The sequence below is a fragment of the Streptomyces sp. NPDC001941 genome (genome assembly GCF_040296945.1).
GTDB lineage: Bacteria > Actinomycetota > Actinomycetes > Streptomycetales > Streptomycetaceae > Streptomyces.
Window position 1 is genome coordinate 13,520 of record NZ_JBEOYE010000048.1, and the last position, 22,800, is coordinate 36,319.

The 22,800-nt window shown below is 73.8% G+C and carries 23 protein-coding genes and 1 riboswitch; of the genes, 10 read left to right on the forward strand and 13 right to left on the reverse strand.

The window, feature by feature from the left end; all coding sequences use genetic code 11:
- Nucleotides 1–325 precede the first annotated feature (325 nt).
- On the forward strand, nucleotides 326–952 hold the full coding sequence (locus ABT160_RS28045) for a DUF4126 domain-containing protein (protein WP_351650622.1): 627 nt from the start codon (nucleotides 326–328) through the stop codon (nucleotides 950–952).
- A 66-nt stretch (nucleotides 953–1,018) separates the two neighbouring features.
- Nucleotides 1,019–2,503, forward strand: coding sequence for a phytoene desaturase family protein (locus ABT160_RS28050; RefSeq protein ID WP_351650623.1), 1,485 nt, complete (start codon nucleotides 1,019–1,021; stop codon nucleotides 2,501–2,503).
- A gap of 154 nt (nucleotides 2,504–2,657) precedes the next feature.
- Here the strand turns inward: ABT160_RS28050 and ABT160_RS28055 are convergent, their stop codons facing one another.
- The 5 genes from ABT160_RS28055 to ABT160_RS28075 form a co-directional block, all read right to left on the reverse strand.
- Nucleotides 2,658–3,518, reverse strand: coding sequence for a hypothetical protein (locus ABT160_RS28055; RefSeq protein ID WP_351650624.1), 861 nt, complete (start codon nucleotides 3,516–3,518; stop codon nucleotides 2,658–2,660).
- Between the two features lie 48 nt (nucleotides 3,519–3,566).
- Nucleotides 3,567–4,484 (reverse strand): methylenetetrahydrofolate reductase [NAD(P)H], encoded by a 918-nt coding sequence (gene metF / locus ABT160_RS28060; protein ID WP_351650625.1) that lies wholly within the window; start codon nucleotides 4,482–4,484, stop codon nucleotides 3,567–3,569.
- Between the two features lie 177 nt (nucleotides 4,485–4,661).
- Nucleotides 4,662–5,312, reverse strand: coding sequence for a thiamine phosphate synthase (gene thiE / locus ABT160_RS28065; RefSeq protein ID WP_351650627.1), 651 nt, complete (start codon nucleotides 5,310–5,312; stop codon nucleotides 4,662–4,664).
- 104 nt (nucleotides 5,313–5,416) lie between these two features.
- Nucleotides 5,417–5,782 carry an Rv2175c family DNA-binding protein gene (locus tag ABT160_RS28070; RefSeq protein WP_351650628.1) on the reverse strand — a complete coding sequence of 122 codons (366 nt, stop codon included), beginning with the start codon at nucleotides 5,780–5,782 and terminating at the stop codon, nucleotides 5,417–5,419.
- 112 nt (nucleotides 5,783–5,894) lie between these two features.
- Nucleotides 5,895–7,109 (reverse strand): NAD(P)/FAD-dependent oxidoreductase, encoded by a 1,215-nt coding sequence (locus ABT160_RS28075; protein WP_351650629.1) that lies wholly within the window; start codon nucleotides 7,107–7,109, stop codon nucleotides 5,895–5,897.
- Between the two features lie 123 nt (nucleotides 7,110–7,232).
- Nucleotides 7,233–7,345, forward strand: a riboswitch (TPP riboswitch).
- Here ABT160_RS28075 and thiO point away from each other — a divergent pair.
- From thiO to ABT160_RS28100, 5 genes are all read left to right on the forward strand, one after another.
- Entirely contained in the window at nucleotides 7,343–8,503 is a 1,161-nt protein-coding gene (gene thiO / locus ABT160_RS28080; RefSeq protein ID WP_351650630.1) for a glycine oxidase ThiO, read from the forward strand. Its footprint overlaps the riboswitch before it by 3 nt.
- A complete protein-coding gene (thiS, locus tag ABT160_RS28085; RefSeq protein ID WP_351650631.1) occupies nucleotides 8,500–8,724 on the forward strand; it encodes a sulfur carrier protein ThiS in 225 nt (74 codons plus the stop codon). Before thiO ends, thiS begins: the two co-directional genes overlap by 4 nt.
- A gap of 3 nt (nucleotides 8,725–8,727) precedes the next feature.
- The gene (locus ABT160_RS28090) at nucleotides 8,728–9,522 is read left to right on the forward strand and encodes a thiazole synthase (protein WP_351650632.1); all 795 of its coding nucleotides are present in this window, start codon (nucleotides 8,728–8,730) and stop codon (nucleotides 9,520–9,522) included.
- Between the two features lie 182 nt (nucleotides 9,523–9,704).
- Nucleotides 9,705–11,669: a Stk1 family PASTA domain-containing Ser/Thr kinase gene (pknB, locus tag ABT160_RS28095; protein ID WP_351650634.1), complete on the forward strand. Its 1,965-nt coding sequence runs from the start codon at nucleotides 9,705–9,707 to the stop codon at nucleotides 11,667–11,669.
- A gap of 5 nt (nucleotides 11,670–11,674) precedes the next feature.
- A complete protein-coding gene (locus tag ABT160_RS28100; RefSeq protein ID WP_351650635.1) occupies nucleotides 11,675–12,532 on the forward strand; it encodes a deoxyribonuclease IV in 858 nt (285 codons plus the stop codon).
- A gap of 2 nt (nucleotides 12,533–12,534) precedes the next feature.
- Here ABT160_RS28100 and ABT160_RS28105 read toward each other — a convergent pair whose 3' ends face one another.
- Nucleotides 12,535–13,167, reverse strand: coding sequence for a sulfite oxidase-like oxidoreductase (locus tag ABT160_RS28105; protein ID WP_351650637.1), 633 nt, complete (start codon nucleotides 13,165–13,167; stop codon nucleotides 12,535–12,537).
- A gap of 155 nt (nucleotides 13,168–13,322) precedes the next feature.
- Between ABT160_RS28105 and bfr the strand changes: the two genes are divergently transcribed.
- Nucleotides 13,323–13,802 carry a bacterioferritin gene (gene bfr, locus ABT160_RS28110; protein ID WP_351650638.1) on the forward strand — a complete coding sequence of 160 codons (480 nt, stop codon included), beginning with the start codon at nucleotides 13,323–13,325 and terminating at the stop codon, nucleotides 13,800–13,802.
- Between the two features lie 14 nt (nucleotides 13,803–13,816).
- On the opposite strand, the gene ABT160_RS28115 is transcribed toward bfr, so the two are convergent.
- On the reverse strand, nucleotides 13,817–14,059 hold the full coding sequence (locus ABT160_RS28115) for a (2Fe-2S)-binding protein (RefSeq protein WP_351650639.1): 243 nt from the start codon (nucleotides 14,057–14,059) through the stop codon (nucleotides 13,817–13,819).
- 182 nt (nucleotides 14,060–14,241) lie between these two features.
- Entirely contained in the window at nucleotides 14,242–15,594 is a 1,353-nt protein-coding gene (locus ABT160_RS28120) for a class II 3-deoxy-7-phosphoheptulonate synthase (RefSeq protein WP_351650640.1), read from the reverse strand.
- A 171-nt stretch (nucleotides 15,595–15,765) separates the two neighbouring features.
- On the opposite strand from ABT160_RS28120, the gene ABT160_RS28125 reads away from it, so the two are divergent.
- Both ABT160_RS28125 and ABT160_RS28130 read left to right on the forward strand, forming a co-directional pair.
- The gene (locus ABT160_RS28125; protein WP_351650682.1) at nucleotides 15,766–15,822 is read left to right on the forward strand and encodes a trp operon leader peptide; all 57 of its coding nucleotides are present in this window, start codon (nucleotides 15,766–15,768) and stop codon (nucleotides 15,820–15,822) included.
- Nucleotides 15,823–15,912: 90 nt separating this feature from the next.
- Nucleotides 15,913–17,790: an anthranilate synthase family protein gene (locus tag ABT160_RS28130; RefSeq protein WP_351650641.1), complete on the forward strand. Its 1,878-nt coding sequence runs from the start codon at nucleotides 15,913–15,915 to the stop codon at nucleotides 17,788–17,790.
- 21 nt (nucleotides 17,791–17,811) lie between these two features.
- On the opposite strand, the gene ABT160_RS28135 is transcribed toward ABT160_RS28130, so the two are convergent.
- The 5 genes from ABT160_RS28135 to ABT160_RS28155 form a co-directional block, all read right to left on the reverse strand.
- On the reverse strand, nucleotides 17,812–18,819 hold the full coding sequence (locus tag ABT160_RS28135; RefSeq protein WP_351650642.1) for a 2-hydroxyacid dehydrogenase: 1,008 nt from the start codon (nucleotides 18,817–18,819) through the stop codon (nucleotides 17,812–17,814).
- Nucleotides 18,820–18,949: 130 nt separating this feature from the next.
- Nucleotides 18,950–19,978, reverse strand: coding sequence for a 6-phosphofructokinase (locus tag ABT160_RS28140; RefSeq protein ID WP_351650643.1), 1,029 nt, complete (start codon nucleotides 19,976–19,978; stop codon nucleotides 18,950–18,952).
- Nucleotides 19,979–20,116: 138 nt separating this feature from the next.
- The gene (locus tag ABT160_RS28145; RefSeq protein ID WP_351650644.1) at nucleotides 20,117–20,794 is read right to left on the reverse strand and encodes a response regulator; all 678 of its coding nucleotides are present in this window, start codon (nucleotides 20,792–20,794) and stop codon (nucleotides 20,117–20,119) included.
- Entirely contained in the window at nucleotides 20,791–22,002 is a 1,212-nt protein-coding gene (macS, locus tag ABT160_RS28150; RefSeq protein ID WP_351650646.1) for a MacS family sensor histidine kinase, read from the reverse strand. Before macS ends, ABT160_RS28145 begins: the two co-directional genes overlap by 4 nt.
- 27 nt (nucleotides 22,003–22,029) lie before the next feature.
- Complete coding sequence (locus ABT160_RS28155) at nucleotides 22,030–22,776, reverse strand: lysophospholipid acyltransferase family protein (protein ID WP_351650647.1); 747 nt, start codon at nucleotides 22,774–22,776, stop codon at nucleotides 22,030–22,032.
- Nucleotides 22,777–22,800 lie beyond the last annotated feature (24 nt).

Sequence of the window (22,800 nt, forward strand, 5' to 3'; positions counted from 1 at the left end):
ACGCGTGCGTGGACGGCCCCTTCCGCTGTGCTCCCCCGTACTCCCCCACCCCCTGGAGGAAGGGTGCCGAAAGGTCCGGTCCCACGTTCCCCCGCAGTCGTGGACCCTCCGTCGCGCACCCCGTCCCGGTGGGTGCGCGACGCCGGTTCCGCCGCCCCGTGTCGGCGGTACCGGCGCCGCGCTCCCTCCGTGTGCCTCCACTCTCCCGTCCGCGCAGGTGAACCCCCATCCGCGCGCCTACTCATCTCACCCCCTAGGTACGGATACTCAGACGCCCGCGCTCAGGCCCATCCGCGAGCGGCCCGGGCTGGTTACGATCGCGTCCGTGTCCGTACTCCCCCTTGTCTTCACCAGCGGCTGGGCCAGCGGGATCAACGCCTACGCGGTGGTCCTGCTCCTCGGCGTCTTCGGTGCGACCGGCCTGACCGACGAGGTGCCCGAGGCGTTGCAGCGCCCGGACGTCCTGATCGTGGCCGGCGTGCTCTTCCTGTGCGAGGCGGTGGCGGACAAGATCCCGTACGTCGACTCCGTCTGGGACACCGTCCACACCGTGGTCCGGCCGGTGTCGGGCGCCGTGGTGGCGGCCCTGCTGGCCGGGCAGAGCGGCTCGCTGCCCGAGCTGGCGGCGGGCGCCGTCGGCGGCTCCACCGCGCTGGCCAGCCACCTGGTCAAGGCCGGGACGCGGATGGCGGTCAACACCTCGCCCGAGCCGTTCAGCAACGTCGTGCTGAGCACGGCGGAGGACCTGGGGGTGGCGGGCGTCATAAGCTTCGCGATCTTCCACCCGGTGGCGGCGGCGGTGATCGCCGGAGTGCTGCTGCTGACCGGCATCGTGCTGGTGCTCTTCCTGGCCTCGCGCATCCGCCGGTTCCTGCGCCGCAGGGCGCAGCGCAGGGAGGAGAAGCGGATGGCCTCGTCCGCCGGTGACCCGCCGGGCGGCCCGCCCCGCTGAGGCCCCCCGTCAGGGACCGGCGGCCCGCCCCGGGGACTGTCCGAGGGTGCCGCTACAGTCCCTGACATGGCACGAATTGCGGTGATCGGCTCCGGGATGGGCGCCCTGGCGGCGGCCGCCCGGCTGGCCGTGGCAGGCCACCGGGTGACAGTGTACGAGCGCTCGGGGACGTACGGCGGCGCGGTGGGCCGGCTGGCGCGCGACGGGTTCGCGTTCGACACCGGCCCCGGTCTGCTGCACCTGCCCGCCGTGTGGCGGGACCTGTTCGTCAAGACGGGCAAGGAGCCGCTGGAGTCCAGCGTCGAGCTGGTCCAGGTCGACCCGGCGAGCCGGCACCACTTCGCGGACGGCACGGTCGTCGCGCTGCCCAACGCCTCGCGCGCGGGCATCGTCGCGGCGCTGGACGAGGCCCTGGGCGCGGGCGCGGGCGAGCGCTGGGGCGCGTTCCTCGGCCGGGCGCGCGACGCCTGGGACCGCTCGCGACGTCCGCTCCTGGAGGAGCCGCTGCCCGCCGACACCACGCCCTTCGGCCGTGATCCGTACCCGGCGCTCAAGGGCGGTCTGCTGCGCCGCCCGGCGCGCACCCTGGCCGAGGTGGGCCGGCGCGAGCTGCGCGACCCGCGGCTGGCCGCGCTCCTCGAGGCCCACGCGCTGGCGTACGGCTTCGACCCGGCCCGTACGCCCGCGTCCGCGGCCGTGCTCCCCTACCTGGAGCAGACCTTCGGCAGCTGGTACGTGCGCGGGGGCCTGCGCGCGCTGGCCGACGCGGTGTACGAGCGGTGCCTGGCGCGCCGGGTGGAGTTCGTCTTCGACGCCGAGGTGACGGGCGTCCGGGTCGAGGACGGCCGGGCCGCCGGCCTGGAGCTCGCGGACGGCCGCCGGGTGGACGCCGACCACGTGGTGGCGGGCGCGCCCGTGCCAGCGCTCGGTCGCACCGGGGTCCTGCCGTTCCGGGAGCCCCCGCGCGTCCAGGCGGTCACGACCGGGCGGGTCATGGTGTGCCTGGCGCTGCGCGGCGCCCGGGAGGCGGACGCGGCGCACCGCGCGGTGGTGCACTCGGCGGACCGCGACGAGGAGCTGGCCGCGCTGTCCGGGGGGCGGCTAGCCGGGCACCCGACGGTGACGGTGCTGCGGCCCGACGACCCGGCCCTGCGCCCGGACGACGCGCACGAGGCGGTCACGGTGACCGCGACGGTCCCGGCCGACGGCGCCCTGTGGGACGGGGTGGACCCGGGTGCGGAGGGCTTCGCCGACCGGATGGTGGCGGTGGCCGCGCGCGCGGTGCCGGGCCTGGCGGAGCGGGTGCTCTGGCGCGAGGTGCGCACGCCCGCGGACACCTTCCGGGAGACCGGGGCCCACCAGGTGCCGGGCCCGGCGCTCGCCGGGGACGGCGGGGCGCTGCTGCCCGCCGCCAACGCCTCGGCGCTGCCGGGCCTGTACCTCGCGGGCGGCTGGTCCCACCCGGGCGGCGGCCTGGCCCACAGCGGGATGTCGGGCGCGCTGGTGGCGGGCCTGATCGTGGAGGGCGCGGACTTCCGCGGCTCCCGGTAGGCGGGGCGGACGTGGGGGGGGGGGGGGGCCGGGGGGGGCCGGCCCCCCCCCCGAACCGCCCGACGATGGGGTATGGTGGGTGGTCTGGGGGTCGGGGGGGGGGTGGTGCGTGGGGGGGGGGCCGGGCCGGGCCCGCCCCCCACGCGTACCCGGCTCAGTAGCGGTACTGCTGCTGGTCGTTGTGGTGCTGGTCGTCCTGGTGCCGGCCCTGGTGGTGCGGGTCGGGGTGGTGCTGGTCCGGGTGCTGCTGCCCCTGGTCGGGTCCGTACCCCTGGTCGTAGTCGTAGGGCTGCGGGTGCTGTTCGCCGTCGCGCTGCTGGGGCACCCAGACCCCGCCGGGCGGGGTGTCCGTGCCGTACTGCTGGGCGTACGGGTCGCTGCCGTACTGCTGCCCGTAGCCGTCGTAGCTGCCCTGGCCGATGTACGGGTCGGAGTAGGCCGCGTAGCTCTGCTGGCCGGTCCCGTAGTCGTAGGTGCCGCCGGCCGCGTAGGCGTCGCCCTGGCCGTGGCCCTGGGCCGGCTGCCCGTAGTCGCCGCCGTGACCGGGGGTCTCGTAGGGCGCGTTGCCGTAGATCCCGTACTGCCCGGTGTCGTCCGGCATGGGCTGCGGCGTGTGGACCGCGGCGCCCTCGTCGTCCGCCCGCGCCGGGGCCGTGCCCGCCGCGCCCTCGCCGTCGTACGAGAGCTCCGTGACCTCCAGCTGCGGGGCGCGCTCCCCGGCGGCCCGGCCCCCCGCCCTGCGGCGGCGGCTGGCGCCGGGCCTGCCGCCCAGCGCCCAGCCGGTGGAGAAGCCCTTGCGGAAGGACAGCGTCACGTACGTCTGCCCCACGGCGAAGGCGACCGCGCCGAGCACGATCACGACGACCGACGGCAGCAGCACCCCCAGGACCACCCCGAGGAAGCCGGTGAAGGCGAGCAGCCGCCAGCGCAGCCGTGCCTTGTACTGCAGCAGCACTTCGCCGAGCAGCCACAGCGCGACGATGCCGAACGCGATGTAGAGGACCGTCCAGCCCATGTCCGCCCCTCTCCTGCGGCCGCCGCCGGGAGGGGCGGGTACGGCCGGTCAGGACTGCCGGTGCAGTCCGAGATTCTCGTGGATCTCGAGCGTCGCCGTGGAGTTGTTGAGCGTGATGAAGTGCAGCCCCGGGACACCCTCGGACAGCAGTCGCGCGCAGAACTCCGTTGCGTGCTCGATGCCAATGGAGCGTACAGCGGCCGGATCGTCCTTGACCGAGAGGATCCGCTCGCGCAGCCGGTCCGGGAAGTGCGCGGTGCTCAGGTTCGGCAGCCGCTCCAGCATCTTCATGCTGGTCACGGGCAGGACCTCGGGCAGGATCGGGGTGTCGCAGCCGGCCGCGGCGACCCGGTCGCGGAGGCGGAAATAGTTCTCGGGCTCGAAGAACATCTGGGTGATGGCGTAGTCGGCGCCCGCGCGGCACTTGTCCACGAAGTGCCGGATGTCCGAGTCCCAGTCCGCGGAGCGGGGGTGCATCTCGGGGAAGGCCGCGACGCCCACGCAGAAGTCGCCCGACTCCTTGATGAGGGAGACCAGTTCGGCCGCGTACGTCACGCCCTGCGGGTGCCTGACCCACTCGCCCATCGGGTCGCCGGGCGGGTCGCCGCGCACGGCCAGGATGTTGCGGATGCCCGCGTCGGCGTACTGCCCGACGGCGTTGCGCAGTTCGGCCACCGAGTGCCCGACGGCCGTGAGGTGGGCGACCGGGGTGAGGGTGGTGTCCTCGGCGATCTGGTGGGTGGCCTCGACGGTGCCGGAGCGGGTGCTGCCGCCGGCGCCGTAGGTGACCGAGACGAAGTCGGGGGCGACCGACTCCACTCTGCGCAGCGCGTTCCAGAGGTTCCGCTCGCCCTTCTCCGTCTTGGGCGCGTAGAACTCGAACGAGTACGTCGTCTTGCCGGTCGCGAGCATGTCGCGAACGGTCCGCGCACGGTCGGACCTGGTGGAAGGTGTACCGAGGGCCATACCCGCAGGTTAGCCAGGGCGCGGCGGGCCCCCAACCATCCCGGGGGCTTTTGTCGCCTTTGCCGCTTTCTTGTCCACCCTTCGGACACCCTCCGCACACTCTCGGGGCGCACCCGGGGCACCCTCGGGTCCCCCTCAGGGCGTCATCGGGGCGTCATCCGGCGCCCCGCCGGGGCCTCAGAGCTCGCGGACCCGCTTCGCCAGGGACGCGGCGGCCGCGCCCGGGTCGTCTGCCGCGGTGATCGCCCGCACCACCACGATCCGCCGGGCGCCCGCCTCCAGGACCTGGTCCAGGTTGGACTCGTCGATCCCGCCGATGGCGAACCAGGGGCGGTCCTGCTCCAGCGAGGCCGCGTAGCGCACCAGGCCCAGACCCGGCGCGTACCGCCCGGGCTTGGTCGGGGTGGGCCAGCAAGGGCCGGTGCAGAAGTAGTCCACGCCGGGCTCGGCGACCGCCGCGTCCACCTCCGCCTCCGCGTGCGTGGAGCGGCCGGTCAGCACGTCGTCGCCGAGGATCGCGCGGGCCGCGGGCACCGGCAGGTCGCCCTGGCCCAGGTGCAGCACGTCCGACCCGGCGGCGTGCGCCACGTCCGCGCGGTCGTTGACCGCGAGCAGCTTGCCGTGCCGCCGGCAGGCGTCGGCGAAGACCGCCAGGTGCTCCAGCTCCTCGCCCGCCTCCATGCCCTTGTCGCGCAGCTGGACGACGTCCACGCCCGAGGAGAGCACGGCGTCCAGGAACTCGGGGAGGTCCCCCTGGCGCTTGCGGGCGTCCGTGCACAGGTACAGCCGTGCGTCGGACAGCAGGGCGCGGCGGTTCGTCGTGGCCATCTGGCGGTCCCCCCGTTGGGTGCGGCGGCGGTACGGGACGGGGCGCGCCCCGTCCCGTACCCCGCTTCTCGTGGTGTGCTCGTACGCCGGAGCGTCCGGGTACGTCAGACGGCGAGCGCCTGGGCGCGGCGCTTCACCTCCGTACCGCGATTCTCGCCGAGCGCCTGCACGGGGGTGCCGGGCAGGGTCGGGTCCGGGGTGAAGAGCCACTCCAGCATCTCTTCGTCCGTGAAGCCGTCGTCCCTCAGGAGGGTCAGGGTGCCCACCAGGCCCTTGACCACCTTGTCCTCCTGGAGGAAGGCGGCCGGCACCTGGAGCGCCCGGTTCTCACCGCGGCGTACGGCGATCAGCTGGCCCTCCTTGACCAGCTGGCGCACACGCGTCACCTCGACGTCGAGCATTTCGGCGATGTCGGGGAGGTAGAGCCAGGCCGGGACGAGGGCATCGGTCTTTACGTCAATCTCGGTCACGGGACAAGCCTGCCATCCAGGACCGACAGCCGGTAGCCGGGACCGGCGTCAGGAGTCCGTATGCGGGACCCGGGCGGCCCCGGATCCCTTGCGCCGCAAGGGCGGCGGCCGGTCAGGCCGCCGCGGACTTCAGTGGGACCGCGGGGTCGGCGACCAGGGCCGGGTCCAGCGCGGTGGCCGATTCGATCAGCTTGCGGCCCTGGGCGAGGTCGCGCGGGCGGCCCACCGCGAGCAGCGCCACCAGGGCGCCGTCGCGCAGCCAGGCCACCGACCAGGCGGCCTCGGCCGGGTCGCCGCGGCGCACCAGCAGGTCGCCGTCGCCGTGGTGTCCGGCGTACTGCACGAACCGGCCGAACTGCTCGGACCAGAAGTAGGGCACCGGGTCGTAGGCGGCCTCCGTCTCCCCCGCGATGTCCGCGGCGACCGCGCGCGGGCCCTGCAGGGCGTTGTCCCAGTGGTGCACCAGGAGCCGGACGCCGTAGCGGGCGGACGGGAAGGAGACGCAGTCGCCGACCGCGTACACGTCGGGCAGCGAGGTGCGCAGCCGCTCGTCGGCGACGACCGAGCCGTCCGGGCCGAGCGCGACGCCCGACCCGGCGAGCCAGCCGGTGGCGGGGCGGGCGCCGATGCCGACGACCACGGCGGAGGCGGGCAGCGCCCGGCCGTCGGAGAGCAGCACCTCGCCCGGCGCGACGCGCTCCACGCGCGCGTTGACGAGCAGTTCGGCGCCGCTCTGCGCGTACCAGTCGGCCATCGGGGCGGCCACCTCTGCGGGCAGTGCCCCGGCCAGCGGGCGGTCGGCGGCCTCGACCACGGTCACCGCGCAGCCCGCCTCGCGCGCGGCGGTGGCGAACTCCGCGCCGATCCAGCCCGCGCCGACCACCACCACGTCGCCGCCCGCGTCGAGCACCGGCCGCAGCCGGCGGGCGTCGTCCAGGGTGCGCAGCAGGTGGACGCCGGGCACGCCGTCGGCGCCCGGCAGGTTGACCGGGTCGGCCCCGGTGGCCAGGACCAGGGAGTCGTACGCCACCGGGCCCCGGGAGGTGTCGACCTCGTGGGCGCCGGCGCGCAGCCCGGTCACCTCCACGCCGAGCAGCAGCTCGATGCCGAGCGCGTCGAAGTCGATGTCGAACGCCGAGCCCTCCGCCTTGCCGAGCAGCACCGCCTTGGACAGCGGCGGCCGGTCGTACGGGGGGTGGGGTTCGGCGCCGATGAGGGTGACGGGGCCCCGGTGCCCCTGCTCGCGCAGGGCCACGGCGGTCTGCACCCCGGCCATTCCGGCGCCGACGATCACGACGCGCTGCTGTGCCTGCCTCTGTTCGCTCACCCGGCCACCTTACGTACCTGACGTTTTGTCAGGAAGGGCGTCGCGTCCTCGGGGAGGGCGGCCCGGCCCCGGGTCCGGGCTCCCTTACCCGGCGCCGGGGCCGGGGGTTAGGCTGGCCGCACTGAAAGCACTCGCGGGAGCCCGGACGCACCGGGCTGAGAGGGAGGCTGGCCGGCCTCCGACCGTACGAACCTGATCCGGGTCATGCCGGCGAAGGGAGGGGCTGGACGCCCATGCGTTCCTCGGATGTCCTCGTGGTCGGGGGCGGCATCATCGGCCTGGTCACGGCCTGGCGCGCGGCGCGGCGCGGACTGCGCGTCGCCGTGGCCGACCCGGAGCCGGGCGGCGGGGCCGCCCGGGTCGCGGCCGGGATGCTCGCCGCCGTCACCGAACTGCACTACGGCGAGCAGACGCTGCTCGGCCTGAACCTGGAGTCCGCGCGCCGCTACCCGGACTTCGTCGCCGAGCTCGAAGAGGCCTCGGGCCGGGACGTCGGCTACCGCGCCTGCGGCACCCTCGCGGTCGCCCTGGACGCCGACGACCGCGCCCACCTGCGCGAACTGCACGCCCTCCAGCGCCAGTCCGGCCTGGAGTCGGAGTGGCTGACCGGCCGCGACTGCCGCCGCCTGGAGCCGATGCTGGCCCCCGGGGTGCGCGGCGGGCTGCGGGTGGACGGCGACCACCAGGTCGACCCGCGCCGGCTCGCCGACGCCCTGGTGACCGCGTGCGAGCGGGCCGGGGTGGTCCTGCACCGCACCAGGGCCGAGCGCCTGAGGGTGGTGCGGGACCGGGCCGCCGGGGCCGTCCTGGAGGGCGGCGCCGAACTGGCCGCGGACCAGGTGGTCCTCGCGGCGGGCAGCCTGAGCGGGCGGCTCGCCGGGGTGCCGCCGGCCGCGCTGCCGCCGGTGCGGCCGGTGAAAGGGCAGGTGCTGCGGCTGCGGGTGCCCGCCGCGTACGCGCCCTTCCTGTCCCGCACGGTGCGGGCCGTGGTCCGCGGCAGCCACGTCTACCTGGTGCCGCGCGCCAACGGCGAGCTGGTGGTGGGCGCGACCAGCGAGGAGCTGGGCTGGGACACCACCGTCACGGCCGGCGGGGTGTACGAGCTGCTGCGCGACGCCCACGAGCTGGTGCCGGGCATCACCGAGCTGCCGCTCACCGAGACCCGGGCGGGCCTGCGCCCCGGCTCGCCGGACAACGCGCCGCTGCTGGGCCCCACCGCCCTGCCCGGCCTGTCCCTGGCCACCGGCCACTACCGCAACGGGGTGCTGCTGACGCCCGTCACCGGGGACGTCATGGCGCACTACCTGGTGAGCGGCGAACTGCCGCCCGAGGCGCGCCCGTTCACCCCCCGCCGCTTCGCCCCCTCCGCCGTACGTCTGGAGCAGCCCGCATGACCGTCATGGACACCGGCGCCGTGCGCGTCCACCTCAACGGCGAGCCCCGCGAGCTGGCCGGGCCCGTCACCCTGGACACCGCGGTGGCCCTGCTCACCGCGGCCCCCTCGGGCGTGGCCGCGGCCGTGAACGAGACGGTGGTGCCGCGCGGCGCCTGGGCCCGCACCCGGCTCGCCGACGGCGACCGGGTCGAGGTGCTGACCGCGGTGCAGGGGGGCTGAGCGATGGCCGACGACCTGCTGCGGCTGGGCGGTACGACGTTCTCCTCCCGGCTCGTCATGGGCACCGGCGGGGCGCCCAGCCTGGACGTGCTGGAGCGCTCGCTGGCCGCCAGCGGCACCGAGCTGACCACGGTGGCGATGCGGCGCCTGGACCCGACGGTGCAGGGCTCGGTGCTGTCCGTCCTGGAGCGCCTGGGCATCCGGGTCCTGCCGAACACCGCGGGCTGCTTCACCGCGGGCGAGGCCGTGCTCACCGCGCGGCTGGCCCGGGAGGCGCTGGGCACGGACTGGGTGAAGCTGGAGGTGGTCGCCGACGAGCGGACCCTGCTGCCGGACCCGATCGAGCTGCTCGACGCGGCGGAGACCCTGGTGGACGACGGCTTCACCGTGCTGCCGTACACCAACGACGACCCGGTGCTCGCCCGCAGGCTGGAGGACGTGGGGTGCGCGGCGATCATGCCGCTGGGCTCCCCCATCGGCTCCGGGCTCGGCATCCGCAACCCGCACAACTTCCAGCTGATCGTCGAGCACGCGCGCGTGCCGGTGATCCTGGACGCGGGCGCGGGCACCGCCTCCGACGCGGCGCTCGCGATGGAGCTGGGCTGCGCCGCGGTGATGCTGGCCTCGGCGGTCACGCGCGCGCAGGAGCCGGTGCTGATGGCGGAGGCGATGCGGCACGCGGTGGAGGCGGGCCGGCTGGCGCACCGCGCGGGCCGCATCCCCAAGCGGCACTTCGCGCTCGCCTCCTCGCCCGAGGACGGCCGGGCCCGGCTCGACCCGGAGCGGCCCGCCTTCTGAGTCCGGGTCCGCGAGGCGGCGTCCGAGGGGTCACGTCCACGGGGCCGGGTCCGCGAGGCGGCGTCCACGGGCCCTCGCCGACGGGTCGCCGCGCGTCGGGTGCGTCACAGCTCGGCTGCAGTACCGGCCCGGTTCCGGACGGGGCGGCCGGGCTGTCGGCGGCGGCTCGTAGACTCGCCTCCGTGGACACGACCCTTCAGGACCCCCTCGTCGGGCAGCTGCTCGACGGCCGCTACCGCGTCGATGCGCGCATCGCCGTCGGCGGCATGGCCACGGTCTACCGGGCCGTCGACACCCGTCTGGACCGGGTGCTCGCCCTCAAGGTGATGCACCCGGCGCTCGCCACGGACGCCGCCTTCGTGGAGCGCTTCATCCGCGAGGCCAAGTCCGTCGCCCGGCTCTCCCACCCCAACGTGGTCGGCGTCTTCGACCAGGGCGCCGACGGGGCGTACGTCTTCCTGGCGATGGAGTACGTGGCCGGGTGCACCCTGCGCGACGTGCTGCGCGAGCGCGGGGCCCTGCAGCCGCGCGCCGCCCTCGACGTCCTGGAGCCGGTGCTCGCCGCGCTCGGCGCCGCGCACCGGGCCGGGTTCGTCCACCGTGACATGAAGCCGGAGAACGTGCTGATAGGGGACGACGGCCGGGTCAAGGTCGCCGACTTCGGACTGGTGCGGGCGGTGGGCTCCGCCACCAACACCACCGGGTCCGTCCTGGGCACCGTCTCCTACCTGGCCCCGGAGCAGATCGAGCACGGCACCGCCGACACCCGCGCCGACGTGTACGCGTGCGGGGTGGTGCTGTACGAGATGCTGACCGGCGCCAAGCCGCACTCGGGCGACACCCCGGCCCAGGTGCTCTACCGGCACCTGAACTCCGACGTGCCCGCCCCCTCGGCGGCCGTGCCCGGCATGGCCCTGGAACTGGACGAGCTGGTGGCCGCGGCCACCGCGCGCAACCCCGACGTCCGCCCGTACGACGCGGTGGCCCTGCTGGCGCTGGCCCGCGAGGCCCGCGCCGCGCTGGGCGACGAGCAGCTGGACGCCGTACCGCCGCAGGCGCGCACCGAGCGCTCCAGCCACTCCGAGGACCTGACCAGCGTCATCCCGCGCGCCCTGCCCGCCGAGGCGACCCCGGCGCAGCCGTACCGCACGGCCGGGGAGCGGCACGCCGACCAGCCGGTGCGGCACACCACCCGGCTGACCCGGCCGCCCGAGCCGCCCGAGGAGCCGCCCGCGCCCGCCCCGCGCCGCCGCCCCGGCGTGCCCCGGCGCGGCGTCCTGGCGCTGGTGGTCGCGCTGGTCGTGCTGTGCGTCGGCGCGGGCGTCTGGTACATCAACTCCGGCCAGTTCACCCGGGTCCCGGCGGTGCTCGGCCAGGGCGAGGCGCAGGCCAAGAAGCGGCTGGCCGACGCGGGACTCGACGTACGGCCCTCGAAGCAGGGCTTCAGCGACGCCTACCGGCGCGGCACCGTGATGGCCGTCGACCCCGGCCCGGGCGAGCGCGTGCGGGGCAACGCGGCGGTCACCCTGACCGTCTCGCGCGGCCCGGAGATCGTGAAGGTCCCCGACCTCAAGGGCGTGGACCTGGACGACGCCAAGCGCCGCCTGTCGAAGGCGGGCCTCGCGGCCGGTCTGGTGACCACCGCGTTCAGCGAGGACATCGCGCAGGGGCAGGTCATCAGCACCGACCCGGAGGCGGGCACGGGGCGGCGCCCCGACTCGGCCGTCGCCCTGGTCGTGTCCAAGGGCTCCCCGGTCGAGGTGCCGGACGTGGGCGGGGACAAGGTCGAGGACGCCCGCAGCACGCTGGAGGGCGAGGGCTTCCGGGTGGAGGTCGCGCCGGAGCGGGTGAACGCCCCGGGCGAGGCCGGCACCGTGGCGAAGCAGTCGGTCTCCCCCGGCACCAAGGCCGCCAAGGGCGACACCGTCACGCTGACCGTCTCCAAGGGCCCGCGCATGGTCGAGGTCCCCGACGTCACCGGCGCCAAGGCGGACGACGCGAAGAGCACGCTGGAGGCCGCCGGGTTCCAGGTGAAGGTGGAGCGGAACTTCCCCTTCCTGGGCGACGAGGTGGAGAGCCAGTCCGTCAAGGGCGGCGGCAAGGCCCCGGAGGGCAGCACCATCACCATCAAGACCAAGGGACTGTAGGACTGATGCGCAACCCCGTCGGCGGCCACGTCCCGGTGGCCGGGGGCCTGGCCTCCATCGGGCTCACGTACGCCCGCGAGATGGGCGCGGAGGCCGTGCAGGTCTTCGTCGCCAACCCGCGCGGCTGGGCGACGCCCACCGGCAGCCCGGCCCAGGACGAGCGGTTCCTGGCCGAGTGCGCCGAGGAGGGCCTGTCGGCCTGGGTGCACGCCCCGTACCTGATCAACTTCGGCTCGCACACCGAGGCGACGGTCGAGAAGTCCGTGGAGTCGCTGCGGCACTCGCTGCGCCGGGGCCGGGAGATCGGCGCCCGGGGCGTGGTGGTGCACACCGGCTCGGCGACCGGCGGACGGCCCCGCGAGGAGGCCCTGGCCCAGGTGCGCGAGCACCTGCTGCCGCTGCTCGACGAGCTGACCCACGACGACGACCCGGACCTGCTCCTGGAGTCGACGGCCGGGCAGGGCTTCTCGCTGTGCTCGCGCACCTGGGACTTCGGCCCCTACTTCGAGGCCCTGGACGCCCACCCCAAGCTCGGCGTCTGCCTGGACACCTGCCACGTCTTCGCCGCGGGGCACGACCTGGCGGAGCCCGACGGGGTGGCCAAGACCCTGGACCTGCTCCAGGAGACGATCGGCACCGGGCGGCTGAAGCTGATCCACGCCAACGACTCCAAGGACGTGGTCGGCGCGCACAAGGACCGGCACGCGAACATCGGCCAGGGGCACATCGGCCGCGAACCGTTCCGCGAGCTGATGCGGCACCCGGCCACCGAGGGCGTACCGCTGATCATCGAGACGCCCGGGGGCAAGGAGGGGCACGCGACGGACGTGGCGCTCCTCAAGGAGCTGCGCGACGTCCGCTGACCTCAGAACTCCGGGCCGTCGCCCGGGAGCTCCTGGTAGGAGTAGCGCTGCTCGGTCCACGGGTCGCCGATGTTGTGATAGCCGCGCTCCTCCCAGAAGCCGCGGCGGTCGGCGGTCATGTACTCCACGCCCCGGACCCACTTGGGCCCCTTCCAGGCGTACAGGTGGGGCACCACCAGGCGCAGCGGGAAGCCGTGCTCGGCGGTGAGCAGCTCGCCGTCCTTGTGGGTGGCGAAGATGGTGCGGTCGGACGTGAAGTCGGAGAGCCGCAGGTTGGCGCTGAAGCCGTACTCGGCCCACACCATCACGTGCGTGACGTCCGGGGCGGGCGGCGCGAGCTCGGCCAGCGCCCGGGCGGCGACCCCGCCCCACTCGGCGCCCAGCATGCTGAACTTGGTCACGCAGTGCAGGTCGGCGACGACCGTGGAGAACGGCAGGGCCGAGAACTGCTCGTGGTTCCAGCAGCGCTTCTCGCCGTCGGCGGTGGAGCCGAAGACCCGGAACTCCCAGCGGTCCGGCTTGAACTTCGGTACGGGTCCGTAGTGGGTGACCGGCCAGCCGCGCTGCAGACGCTGCCCCGGCGGAAGCTCGGACTGCTGCAGCATGCCGCTTTCCCGGCTCTCCGGATGACCCATGCCATCCATGGTGACAGACCGCGAGGGGTGGTCATGACCAGGTCTGGCCCGATTCGGGCAACTCCTACTAAGCGTGCACTTACTGGACGGTCCGGATCGGGCGGTGCGAGGATGCGCGCACCTGCCCCCGACCCACTGCGGAAGGAGCCTCTGCGATGCAGGGCGACCCCGAGGTCCTGGAGTTCCTGAACGAGCAGCTCACGGGTGAGCTGACGGCCATCAACCAGTACTGGCTGCACTATCGCATCCAGGACAACAAGGGGTGGACGAAGCTCGCCAACTACACGCGTGCCGAGTCCATCGACGAGATGAAGCACGCGGACAAGCTGACGGAACGCATCCTGATGCTTGACGGCCTGCCGAACTACCAGCGGCTCTTCCACGTCCGGGTCGGCCAGACGGTCACCGAGATGTTCCAGGCCGACCGCCAGGTCGAGGTCGAGGCGATCGACCGCCTCAAGCGCGGCATCGAGGTCATGCGCGCCAAGGGCGACGTCACGTCCGCGAGGATCTTCGAGGAGATCCTGGAGGACGAGGAGCACCACATCGACTACCTGGACACGCAGCTGGAGCTCATCGAGAGCCTCGGCGAGGCGCTGTACCTGGCGCAGCAGATCGAGCAGCCCGAGGGCTGAGCGGGCCCGTGGGCTCAGGCCGCCTCGTCGAGCGCGGCCACCGGGGCGAGCGCCGGCCGGCCCTGGTCCAGGAGATCGCGGCGCGGGCAGTTGCCCCGGCCGAGGATCGCCTGGATGCGGCGGACGCACGAGCCGCAGTCGGTGCCCGCCTTGCAGGCCGACGCTATCTGGCGCGGCGTGCAGGCGCCGGCGTCCGCGTGTTCCTTCACCTGCTTCTCGGTCACGCCGAAGCACGAGCAGACGTACACGCGGTTCACCTCCCGGGGCGACCATGCGGGATCGATAAGGAACGCCGTCCCGATTGATCGGTGAGGCTAACCTAACCTTACCCGGCACCCGCGGCCCGCAAAAGCCCGGATACGACAGGTGGGGCACGGATCACAAGGATCCGTGCCCCACCTTCGTACCCCCGGAAGATCGACCGGGGGTCACCGGAAGATCACTGGTCGCGGTACATCTCCGCCACCAGGAACGCCAGGTCCAGCGACTGGCTGCGGTTGAGCCGCGGGTCGCAGGCCGTCTCGTAGCGCTGGTGGAGGTCGTCGACGAAGATCTCGTCGCCGCCGCCCACGCACTCGGTGACGTCGTCACCGGTGAGCTCCACGTGGATGCCGCCCGGGTGCGTGCCGAGCGCCTTGTGCACCTCGAAGAAGCCCTTGACCTCGTCGAGCACGTCGTCGAAGCGGCGGGTCTTGTGGCCCGAGGCCGCCTCGAAGGTGTTGCCGTGCATCGGGTCGGTCACCCAGGCCACGGTGGCGCCGGAGGCGGTGACCTTCTCGACCAGCTCGGGGAGCTTGTCCCGGACCTTGTCCGCGCCCATCCGGACGATGAAGGTCAGCCGGCCGGGCTCGCGGTCCGGGTCCAGGCGGTCGATGTAGGTCAGCGCGTCGTCGACCGTGGTGGTCGGGCCGAGCTTGATGCCGATCGGGTTGGCGATCCGCGAGGCGAACTCGATGTGCGCGTGGTCCAGCTGCCGGGTGCGCTCACCGATCCAGACCATGTGGCCGGAGGTGTCGTACAGCTTGCCGGTGCGCGAGTCCGTACGGGTCAGCGCGCCCTCGTAGTCCAGCAGCAGCGCCTCGTGCGAGGCGTAGAACTCCACCGCCTTGAACTCGGCCGGGTCGGTGCCGCAGGCCTTCATGAAGTTCAGGGCGTTGTCGATCTCGCGGGCCAGCTGCTCGTAGCGCTGCCCCGACGGGGACGACTTCACGAAGTCCTGGTTCCAGGCGTGCACCTGGCGCAGGTCGGCGTAGCCGCCGGTGGTGAAGGCGCGCACCAGGTTCAGCGTCGAGGCGGACGCGTGGTACATCCGCTTCAGGCGCTCGGGGTCCGGGACGCGGGACTTCTCGTCGAAGGCGAAGCCGTTGACGGAGTCGCCCCGGTAGGTGGGCAGGGTGACGCCGTCGCGGGTCTCGGTGCCCTTGGAGCGCGGCTTGGAGTACTGGCCGGCGATCCGGCCGACCTTCACCACGGGCACCGAGGCCGCGTAGGTGAGCACGGCCGACATCTGCAGCAGGGTCTTGAGCTTGGCCCTGATGTGCTCGGCGGACACGGCGTCGAAGGCCTCGGCGCAGTCGCCGCCCTGCAGGAGGAACGCCTCGCCCCTGGCGACGGCTCCCATCCGGGCGCGCAGCTGGTCGCACTCGCCGGCGAAGACGAGCGGCGGATACGACTCGAGGTCCGCGATCACATCGCGCAGAGCCTCGGCATCCGGGTACTCGGGCTGCTGCGCCGCGGGCAGGTTTTGCCAGGTGTTGCCACCGGTGGCGGTGGTCTTAGCGTTCACGGTCACCTCGTCAACATTACGGGGTTGTGCGCGGTGTCCAGGACACGGCCCAGCAAGTGAGACGCGACCGGCGCGCGGACACGCGGCGCGGGGCCCGGTCGAGCCTCCCGAGCCCGGCGCCACCGCGTCAAGCCGGAGTTGAGCCAGCCGTGCCGGGGGTGGGGTAGGGTTCGCCGCATGTACGCACAGACGAACCAGAACTGGTGGTGGACCGCTCATCCGGCGGCCCGCTGACTGCGCGTACCCAACTCGCGAAGGCCGCCCGAGGGGCGGCCTTCTTCGTTTTCCCGGCCGTTCCTCCCCTCCCGGAAGGAACAACAGGCGATGGACACCCACCGGCTCCTGGCCCGCCTCCAGGACGACACCCACCCCCCGTTCGCGCTGCTGCGCCGGCGCACCCCCGGCCGCGACCACGACACCGTGGAGCTGCTGACCGGACCGGTCCACGAGGCCGGGAGACTGGCCGAGCTACCGGTCGGCGAGCTGCCCACACTGGCCCTGGTGCCGTTCCGGCAGATCCGCGAGCGCGGCTTCGACGTCCGCGACGACGGCACCCCGCTGGCGGTGCTGACCGCCGAGGAGGTCCACGAGCTGCCGCTCGACGAGGTGCTGGCCGCGCTGCCGGGACACGACGTACGGGTGGAGGACGGCGGCTTCGACGTGGCCGACGAGGAGTACGCCCGGATCGTGCGGCGGGTCGTGGAGGAGGAGATCGGCAGCGGCGAGGGCGCCAACTTCGTCGTCCGGCGCACCTACACGGGCGGGATCCCGGACTTCTCGCGGGCCGACGCGCTGGCCCTGTTCCGCCGGCTGCTGACCGCCGAGCGCGGCGCGTACTGGACGTTCGTGGTGCACACCGGCGACCGCGTGCTGGTGGGCGCGAGCCCCGAGGTGCACGTGCGGATGTCCGGCGGCACGGTCGTGATGAACCCGATCAGCGGCACCTACCGCTACCCCGCCGAGGGCCCCTCGGTGGACTCGCTCCTGACCTTCCTCGCCGACGGCAAGGAGACCGACGAGCTGTCGATGGTCGTCGACGAGGAGCTGAAGATGATGTGCACCGTCGGCGACATGGGCGGGGTGGTGGTCGGGCCGCGCCTGAAGGAGATGGCGCACCTGGCGCACACCGAGTACGAGCTGCGCGGGCGCTCCTCGCTGGACGTGCGGGAGGTGCTGCGCGAGACGATGTTCGCGGCGACCGTGACCGGCTCGCCGGTGCAGAACGCCTGCCGGGTGATCGAGCGCCACGAGGCCGGGGGCCGCGGCTACTACGCGGGCGCCCTCGCCCTGCTCGGCCTGGACGGCAGCGGCGCCCAGACCCTGGACTCCCCGATCCTGATCCGCACCGCCGACATCTCGGCGGACGGCGCCCTGCGGGTGCCGGTCGGCGCCACCCTCGTACGGCACTCGGACCCGGCGTCCGAGGTGGCCGAGACGCACGCCAAGGCGGCGGGCGTGCTGTCCGCGCTGGGGGTGCGGCCGGGGCGGCCGGTGGCGGAGGCGGAGCGCACCGGGAAGCTGGCCGACGACCCCCGGGTGCGGGCCGCGCTGGACGCGCGCCGGTCCGGCCTCGCGCCGTTCTGGCTGAAGATGCAGACCCGGGTGGCGCGGCTGGAGGGACGGGCGCTGGTGGTGGACGGCGAGGACACGTTCACCGCGATGCTGGCGCACCTGCTGCGCTCCTCGGGCCTGGAGGTGGAGGTGCGGCGCTTCGACGAGCCGGGGCTGCGCGAGCGGGTCCTCGCGCACCGGGGTCCGGTGGTGCTGGGCCCCGGTCCCGGCGACCCGTCGGACACGGCCGACCCGAAGATGCGGGCGCTGCGGGAGCTCACCGCCGAGCTGGTGCGCGGCCACCGGCACGGGCTGCTGGGGGTGTGCCTGGGGCACGAGCTGATCGCGGCGGAGCTGGGCCTGGAGATCGTGCGCAAGGAGGTGCCCTTCCAGGGGGCCCAGGTGCGCGTGGACCTGTTCGGGCGGGAGCGCACGGTGGGCTTCTACAACAGCTTCACCGCCCGCTGCGACGAGGAGGCCGCCGCCGAGCTGGCCCTGCACCGGGTCGAGGTCAGCCGCGACCCGGCGAGCGGCGAGGTGCACGCGCTGCGCGGGCCCGGCTTCGCCTCGGTGCAGTTCCACCCGGAGTCGGTGCTGACCCCGGACGGGGCGGCGGTGGTCGCGGACCTGCTGGCGGGCGTGCTCGTCTGAAGGACCCGTCCGCGGCGGCCGTCAGCCCCGCGGGGCCTCCCTCGGGACCAGGACGTTCTCGCTGCGCCGCCCCGCGGTGTAGTCGAGGACGTTCTGGACCGTGGTGTCGATGATCTGGCCGACCGCGTCGACCGTGTAGTACGCCTGGTGCGAGGTGACCACCACGTTGGGGAAGGTGACCAGCCGGGCCAGGGTGTCGTCCTCGACCACCTCCAGGGACTTGTCCAGGAAGAACAGCCCCGCCTCCGCCTCGTACACGTCGAGGCCGACCCCGGCGAAGCGCCCGGCGCGCAGCTCGCGGACCAGGGCCTCGGTGTCGATCAGGCCGCCGCGGCTGGAGTTCACCAGGATCGCGTCGTCCTTCATCGCCTTCAGGGCGTCGGCGTTGATGATGTGCTGGGTGGCCGGGAGCAGCGGGACGTGCAGGCTGATCACGTCGGCCTCGGCGAGCAGCCGCTCCTTGTCCACGTACTCCATGCCGAGCTCGACGCAGGCCGGGTTCTCGGCGACGTCCCAGCCCAGCAGGCGCATGCCGAAGCCGTGGGCGATCCGGGTGAACCCCTCGCCGATCTTGCCGGTGCCCAGCACGCCGACGGTCCGGCCCCGCATGTCGCGGCCCATCAGGCCGTCGAGGCGGAAGTCGAAGTCGCGGGTGCGGTTGGAGGCCCGCACGATGCGCCGGTTGACGGCCATCGCCAGGGTCCAGGCGAACTCGGCGACCGAGTAGGGCGAGTAGTACGAGACCCGGGAGACGGTCAGGCCCAGCTGTTGGGCCACCGCGAGGTCGATGTTGTTGAAGCCGGTGGAGCGCTGGGCGATCATCTTCGTCCCGCCGGCCGCCAGGATGCGCAGCACCCGCGCGTCCAGGTCGGCGTTGACGCTGGTGGAGACGATCTCGTGGCCGGCCGCGATGGGCGCGGTGTCCTCGGTCAGGAAGACGTCGAGGCAGCGGACGTCGTGGTGGCCCTCGAAGGCCTTCTCGATCAGCGGCTTCTCGTCCGCCTGCACGCCGAACGCCAGGATCTCCACGCCGCTCTCCCGAATCAGGTGTTTCGCACTGTTGGGCCGGATATCGCCGAATATACGGCCCACAGCGCGAGGGTGCCCCCGGGAGCACGGCCGGTCCCGGCCGGCCGCGATCGGCCCCGGTCGGCCCCGGTCAGCCGAAGAAGACCCCCACCTCCCGGTACAGCTCGGGGCCGACCGTCTTCAACCGGGCGGTCGCCTCGATGATCGGCACGCGCACGATGTCCGTGCCGCGCAGGGCGACCATCCGCCCGTAGTCCCCGTCCCGCACGGCCTCGATCGCGTGCAGCCCGAAGCGGGTGGCCAGCCAGCGGTCGAAGGCGCTGGGGGTGCCGCCGCGCTGGACGTGCCCGAGGACGGTGGTGCGGGCCTCCTTGCCGGTGCGCCGCTCGATCTCCAGGGCCAGCCACTCGCCCACCCCGGACAGCCGGACGTGGCCGAAGGAGTCGGTGGTGGCGTCCTTCAGGACCATCTCGCCGTCGCGCGGGACCGCCCCCTCGGCGACCACCACGATCGGTGCGTACGAGGCACGGAAGCGCGAGGTCACCCAGGTGCAGACCTGGTCCACGTCGAAGGGGTGCTCGGGGATCAGGATCACGTTGGCACCGCCCGCCAGGCCCGAGTGCAGCGCGATCCAGCCCGCGTGCCGGCCCATCACCTCCACCACCAGGACCCGCATGTGGGACTCGGCGGTGGTGTGCAGCCGGTCGATGGCCTCGGTGGCGATGCCGACGGCGGTGTCGAAGCCGAAGGTGTAGTCGGTGGCGGACAGGTCGTTGTCGATGGTCTTGGGCACGCCCACGCAGGGCACGCCGTGCTCCTCGTACAGCCGGGCCGCGACGCCGAGGGTGTCCTCGCCGCCGATCACGACCAGGGCGTCCACCTCGGTCTTGGCCAGGTTCTCCCGGATCCGGCGGACGCCGTCGTCCTGCGTGAACGGGTTGGTGCGCGAGGAGCCGAGGATGGTGCCGCCGCGCGGCAGGATGCCGCGGACGGCCGGGATGCCGAGCGGTACCGCGTCGTTCTCCAGGGGGCCGCGCCAGCCGTCCCGGAAGCCGGTGAAGTCGTACCCGTACTCCTGGACGCCCTTGCGCACGATGGCCCGGATGACCGCGTTGAGGCCGGGGCAGTCGCCGCCCCCGGTCAGTACTCCGACCCGCATGGAACCCTTCCCTTCGCCGTGGGTCACGCCTACGCGTCGTGTCTCCACGCCACGCTAGGGGTGACCCACGTCACCCAGGGATGGTGCGAAGGGTCAAATCCGCTCCGCCGTAAAGGAGTCGGCGCGCGCCGGACGCGCTCAGGCGTCGTCCAGGCCGCGCTCGATCGCGTACCGCACCAGCTCCACGCGGTTGTGCAGCTGGAGCTTGCCGAGGGTGTTCTGCACGTGGTTCTGCACCGTGCGGTGCGAGATCACCAGGCGCTCGGCGATCTGCTTGTAGCTCAGGCCCTTGGCGACCAGGCGCAGCACCTCGGTCTCCCGGTCGGTCAGCTGCGGCGCCGCCTTGCCCGCGTCGCCGCCCGCCGCGGGCGCCGGCTCCGAGGCCAGCCTGCGGTACTCGCCGAGGACCAGGCCCGCCAGGCCCGGGGTGAACACCGGGTCACCGGCCGCGGTGCGGCGCACCGCGTCGATCAGCTCCTCGGTGCTCGCCGACTTCAGCAGGTAGCCGGTCGCGCCGGACTTCACCGCCTCCAGGACGTCCGCGTGCTCGCCGCTCGCCGACAGCACCAGGACCCGCAGCTTCGGGTCGGCGCCCACCAGCTCCCTGGCCACCTGGACGCCCGGCATCACCGGCAGGTTCAGGTCCAGGACCAGCACATCGGGCGCCGCCGCCCGGGCCCGGCGCACCGCCTGCTCGCCGTCGCCCGCGGTGGCCACCACCTCGAAGCCGGCCCCTTCGAGGTCCCGGGCGACCGCGTCGCGCCACATCGGGTGGTCGTCGACCACCATCACCCTGATCCGTCGCTCTTCGCTCATGTTCCGCTCGCCTTCCCCCGTGGGACCTTCAGTTCTACTTCCGTGCCCTGGCCGGGCACCGACACCAGGTCGGCGCTGCCGCCCAGGTCGCGCAGCCTGCCACGGATGGACAGGGCCACGCCCAGCCGGCCCTCCCCCTCGGCCTGCGCCAGCCGCCCCTCGGGGATGCCGGGGCCGTCGTCGCGCACGGTGACCACGACCTCGTCGCCCCAGTCCTCCACCAGGATCCAGGCCCTGGCCTCCTCCCCGGCGTGCGCGCGCACGTTGTCCAGGGCGGCCCCGACCGCGGCGGCCAGCTCCCGGGCGGCCTGGCGCGGCAGCGGCACCGGCGCCCCGGGGTCGGCCAGCGTCACCCGCGACCCGGCGAACGGGGCGAGCAGCGCGCGCAGGTCGTCCGGGCCCGACCCGGCGGCGTCGTCCGGCTCCTCCACCACCCGTACGACCGCGCCCAGCGACTCGTCCTCCGACACGTGCGAGGTGCGGATCAGGCCGCCCGCCACCAGGGTGCGCAGCGCCACCTCCTGCTCGCCCGCCATCCGGCCGAGCTCGGCGGCCTCGCCGCCCAGGGCGGTGCCGCGGCGCTGCACCATCGCCAGGACCTGGAGCACGCTGTCGTGGATGTCCCGGGCCAGGCGCTCCCGCTCCCGGGTGGCGGCCTCGATCTCCAGGGCGCGGGCCAGGGTGCGCTCGGAGGCCCGGGCGACCTCCACCACGTACCCGATGGCGATCGAGGCGACCCAGACGAGCAGCACGTTGTGCAGGGTGTCGCGGCTGGGCTCGCCGCGCTCGACCAGGTTGGCCACGGCGACGAAGGACGAGGCGAAGCCCGCCCAGCGCCAGCCGCCCTTGATCGCGAACGCGAGGACCGCGCCGGCCGTCCAGATGGACGGCAGCGTGGGCCCGTCCTGGGTCTGCGCCTGGGCGTCGGCCAGCGGGGTCAGCAGGATGCCGGTGAGCGCCACCACCAGGTCGGCGCCGAGGAAGCGCTTGGTGCAGCTCGCGGCGCCGGCGACCCTGGGCAGGGTGGCGAGCGTCCACACCGCGAGGAAGGCCAGGTACCCGGCGGCCACCCAGGGCCGCTCGTACCCGTGCCAGCCGAACACGGCGAGCAGCACGGCGTACGCCATGGTCAGCACCCGGTACGCGGTCAGCGCCCGCCACAGCGGCTGCTCGACCGACATCCGCACGACCCGCTCGCGCCTGGCCATCTCCCCCACCCCCCTGGGGCGCCCGCTCTAGGCGCCCGACTGCTCCCGCTCGGCGATCTCCGCCTTCAGCGCCTCCTTGGCGGCCTTCTCGGCCTCCGCGATCTGGCGCTTGGCGGCCGTCGCGTAGATGTCGACGTACTCCTGGCCGGAGAGCTTCATGATCTCGTACATGACCTCGTCGGTCACCGAGCGCAGGATGAAGCGGTCGCCGTCCATGCCCTGGTAGCGGCTGAAGTCCAGCGGCTTGCCGATCCGGATGCCCGGGCGCATCAGCTTGGGCACCACCTTGCCGGGCGGCTGGATCTTCTCGGTGTCGATCATCGCCACCGGGATCACCGGCGCCCCGGTGGCCAGCGCCACCCGGGCCAGGCCGCCGGGCTTGCCCCGGTAGAGCCGGCCGTCGGGCGAGCGGGTGCCCTCGGGGTAGATGCCGAACAGGCCGCCGCCCTCGATGACCTCGATGCCCGCCTTGATCGCCGCCTCGCCCGCGCCGCGCGCGCCCGAGCGGTCCACCGGCAGCTGTCCGACGCCCTTGAAGAAGGCGGCCGTCAGCTTGCCCTTGACCCCGGGGGTGGTGAAGTACTCGGCCTTCGCGATGAAGGTGACCTTGCGGTCGAGCACCGCGGGGAGGAAGAAGGAGTCGGAGAACGAGAGGTGGTTGCTCGCGAGGATCGCCGGCCCTTCGGCGGGGATGTTCTCGAGGCCCTCGACCCAGGGCCTGAAGGCGAGCTTCAGAGTGCCCCCGATGGAGAACTTCATTGCGCCGTAGATCAACTCGTATGCCTCCTGTTTTCCGTC

What these genes read in the sequence shown, in the direction of transcription:
- ABT160_RS28050 (WP_351650623.1), top strand. Translation starts at nt 1,019, where the DNA reads ATGGCACGAATTGCGGTGATCGGCTCCGGGATGGGCGCCCTGGCGGCG.
- ABT160_RS28055 (WP_351650624.1), bottom strand. Translation starts at nt 3,518, where the DNA reads ATGGGCTGGACGGTCCTCTACATCGCGTTCGGCATCGTCGCGCTGTGG.
- metF (WP_351650625.1), bottom strand. Translation starts at nt 4,484, where the DNA reads ATGGCCCTCGGTACACCTTCCACCAGGTCCGACCGTGCGCGGACCGTT.
- thiE (WP_351650627.1), bottom strand. Translation starts at nt 5,312, where the DNA reads ATGGCCACGACGAACCGCCGCGCCCTGCTGTCCGACGCACGGCTGTAC.
- thiO (WP_351650630.1), top strand. Translation starts at nt 7,343, where the DNA reads ATGCGTTCCTCGGATGTCCTCGTGGTCGGGGGCGGCATCATCGGCCTG.
- thiS (WP_351650631.1), top strand. Translation starts at nt 8,500, where the DNA reads ATGACCGTCATGGACACCGGCGCCGTGCGCGTCCACCTCAACGGCGAG.
- ABT160_RS28090 (WP_351650632.1), top strand. Translation starts at nt 8,728, where the DNA reads ATGGCCGACGACCTGCTGCGGCTGGGCGGTACGACGTTCTCCTCCCGG.
- ABT160_RS28100 (WP_351650635.1), top strand. Translation starts at nt 11,675, where the DNA reads ATGCGCAACCCCGTCGGCGGCCACGTCCCGGTGGCCGGGGGCCTGGCC.
- ABT160_RS28105 (WP_351650637.1), bottom strand. Translation starts at nt 13,167, where the DNA reads ATGGGTCATCCGGAGAGCCGGGAAAGCGGCATGCTGCAGCAGTCCGAG.
- bfr (WP_351650638.1), top strand. Translation starts at nt 13,323, where the DNA reads ATGCAGGGCGACCCCGAGGTCCTGGAGTTCCTGAACGAGCAGCTCACG.
- ABT160_RS28130 (WP_351650641.1), top strand. Translation starts at nt 15,913, where the DNA reads ATGGACACCCACCGGCTCCTGGCCCGCCTCCAGGACGACACCCACCCC.
- ABT160_RS28140 (WP_351650643.1), bottom strand. Translation starts at nt 19,978, where the DNA reads ATGCGGGTCGGAGTACTGACCGGGGGCGGCGACTGCCCCGGCCTCAAC.
- ABT160_RS28145 (WP_351650644.1), bottom strand. Translation starts at nt 20,794, where the DNA reads ATGAGCGAAGAGCGACGGATCAGGGTGATGGTGGTCGACGACCACCCG.
- macS (WP_351650646.1), bottom strand. Translation starts at nt 22,002, where the DNA reads ATGGCCAGGCGCGAGCGGGTCGTGCGGATGTCGGTCGAGCAGCCGCTG.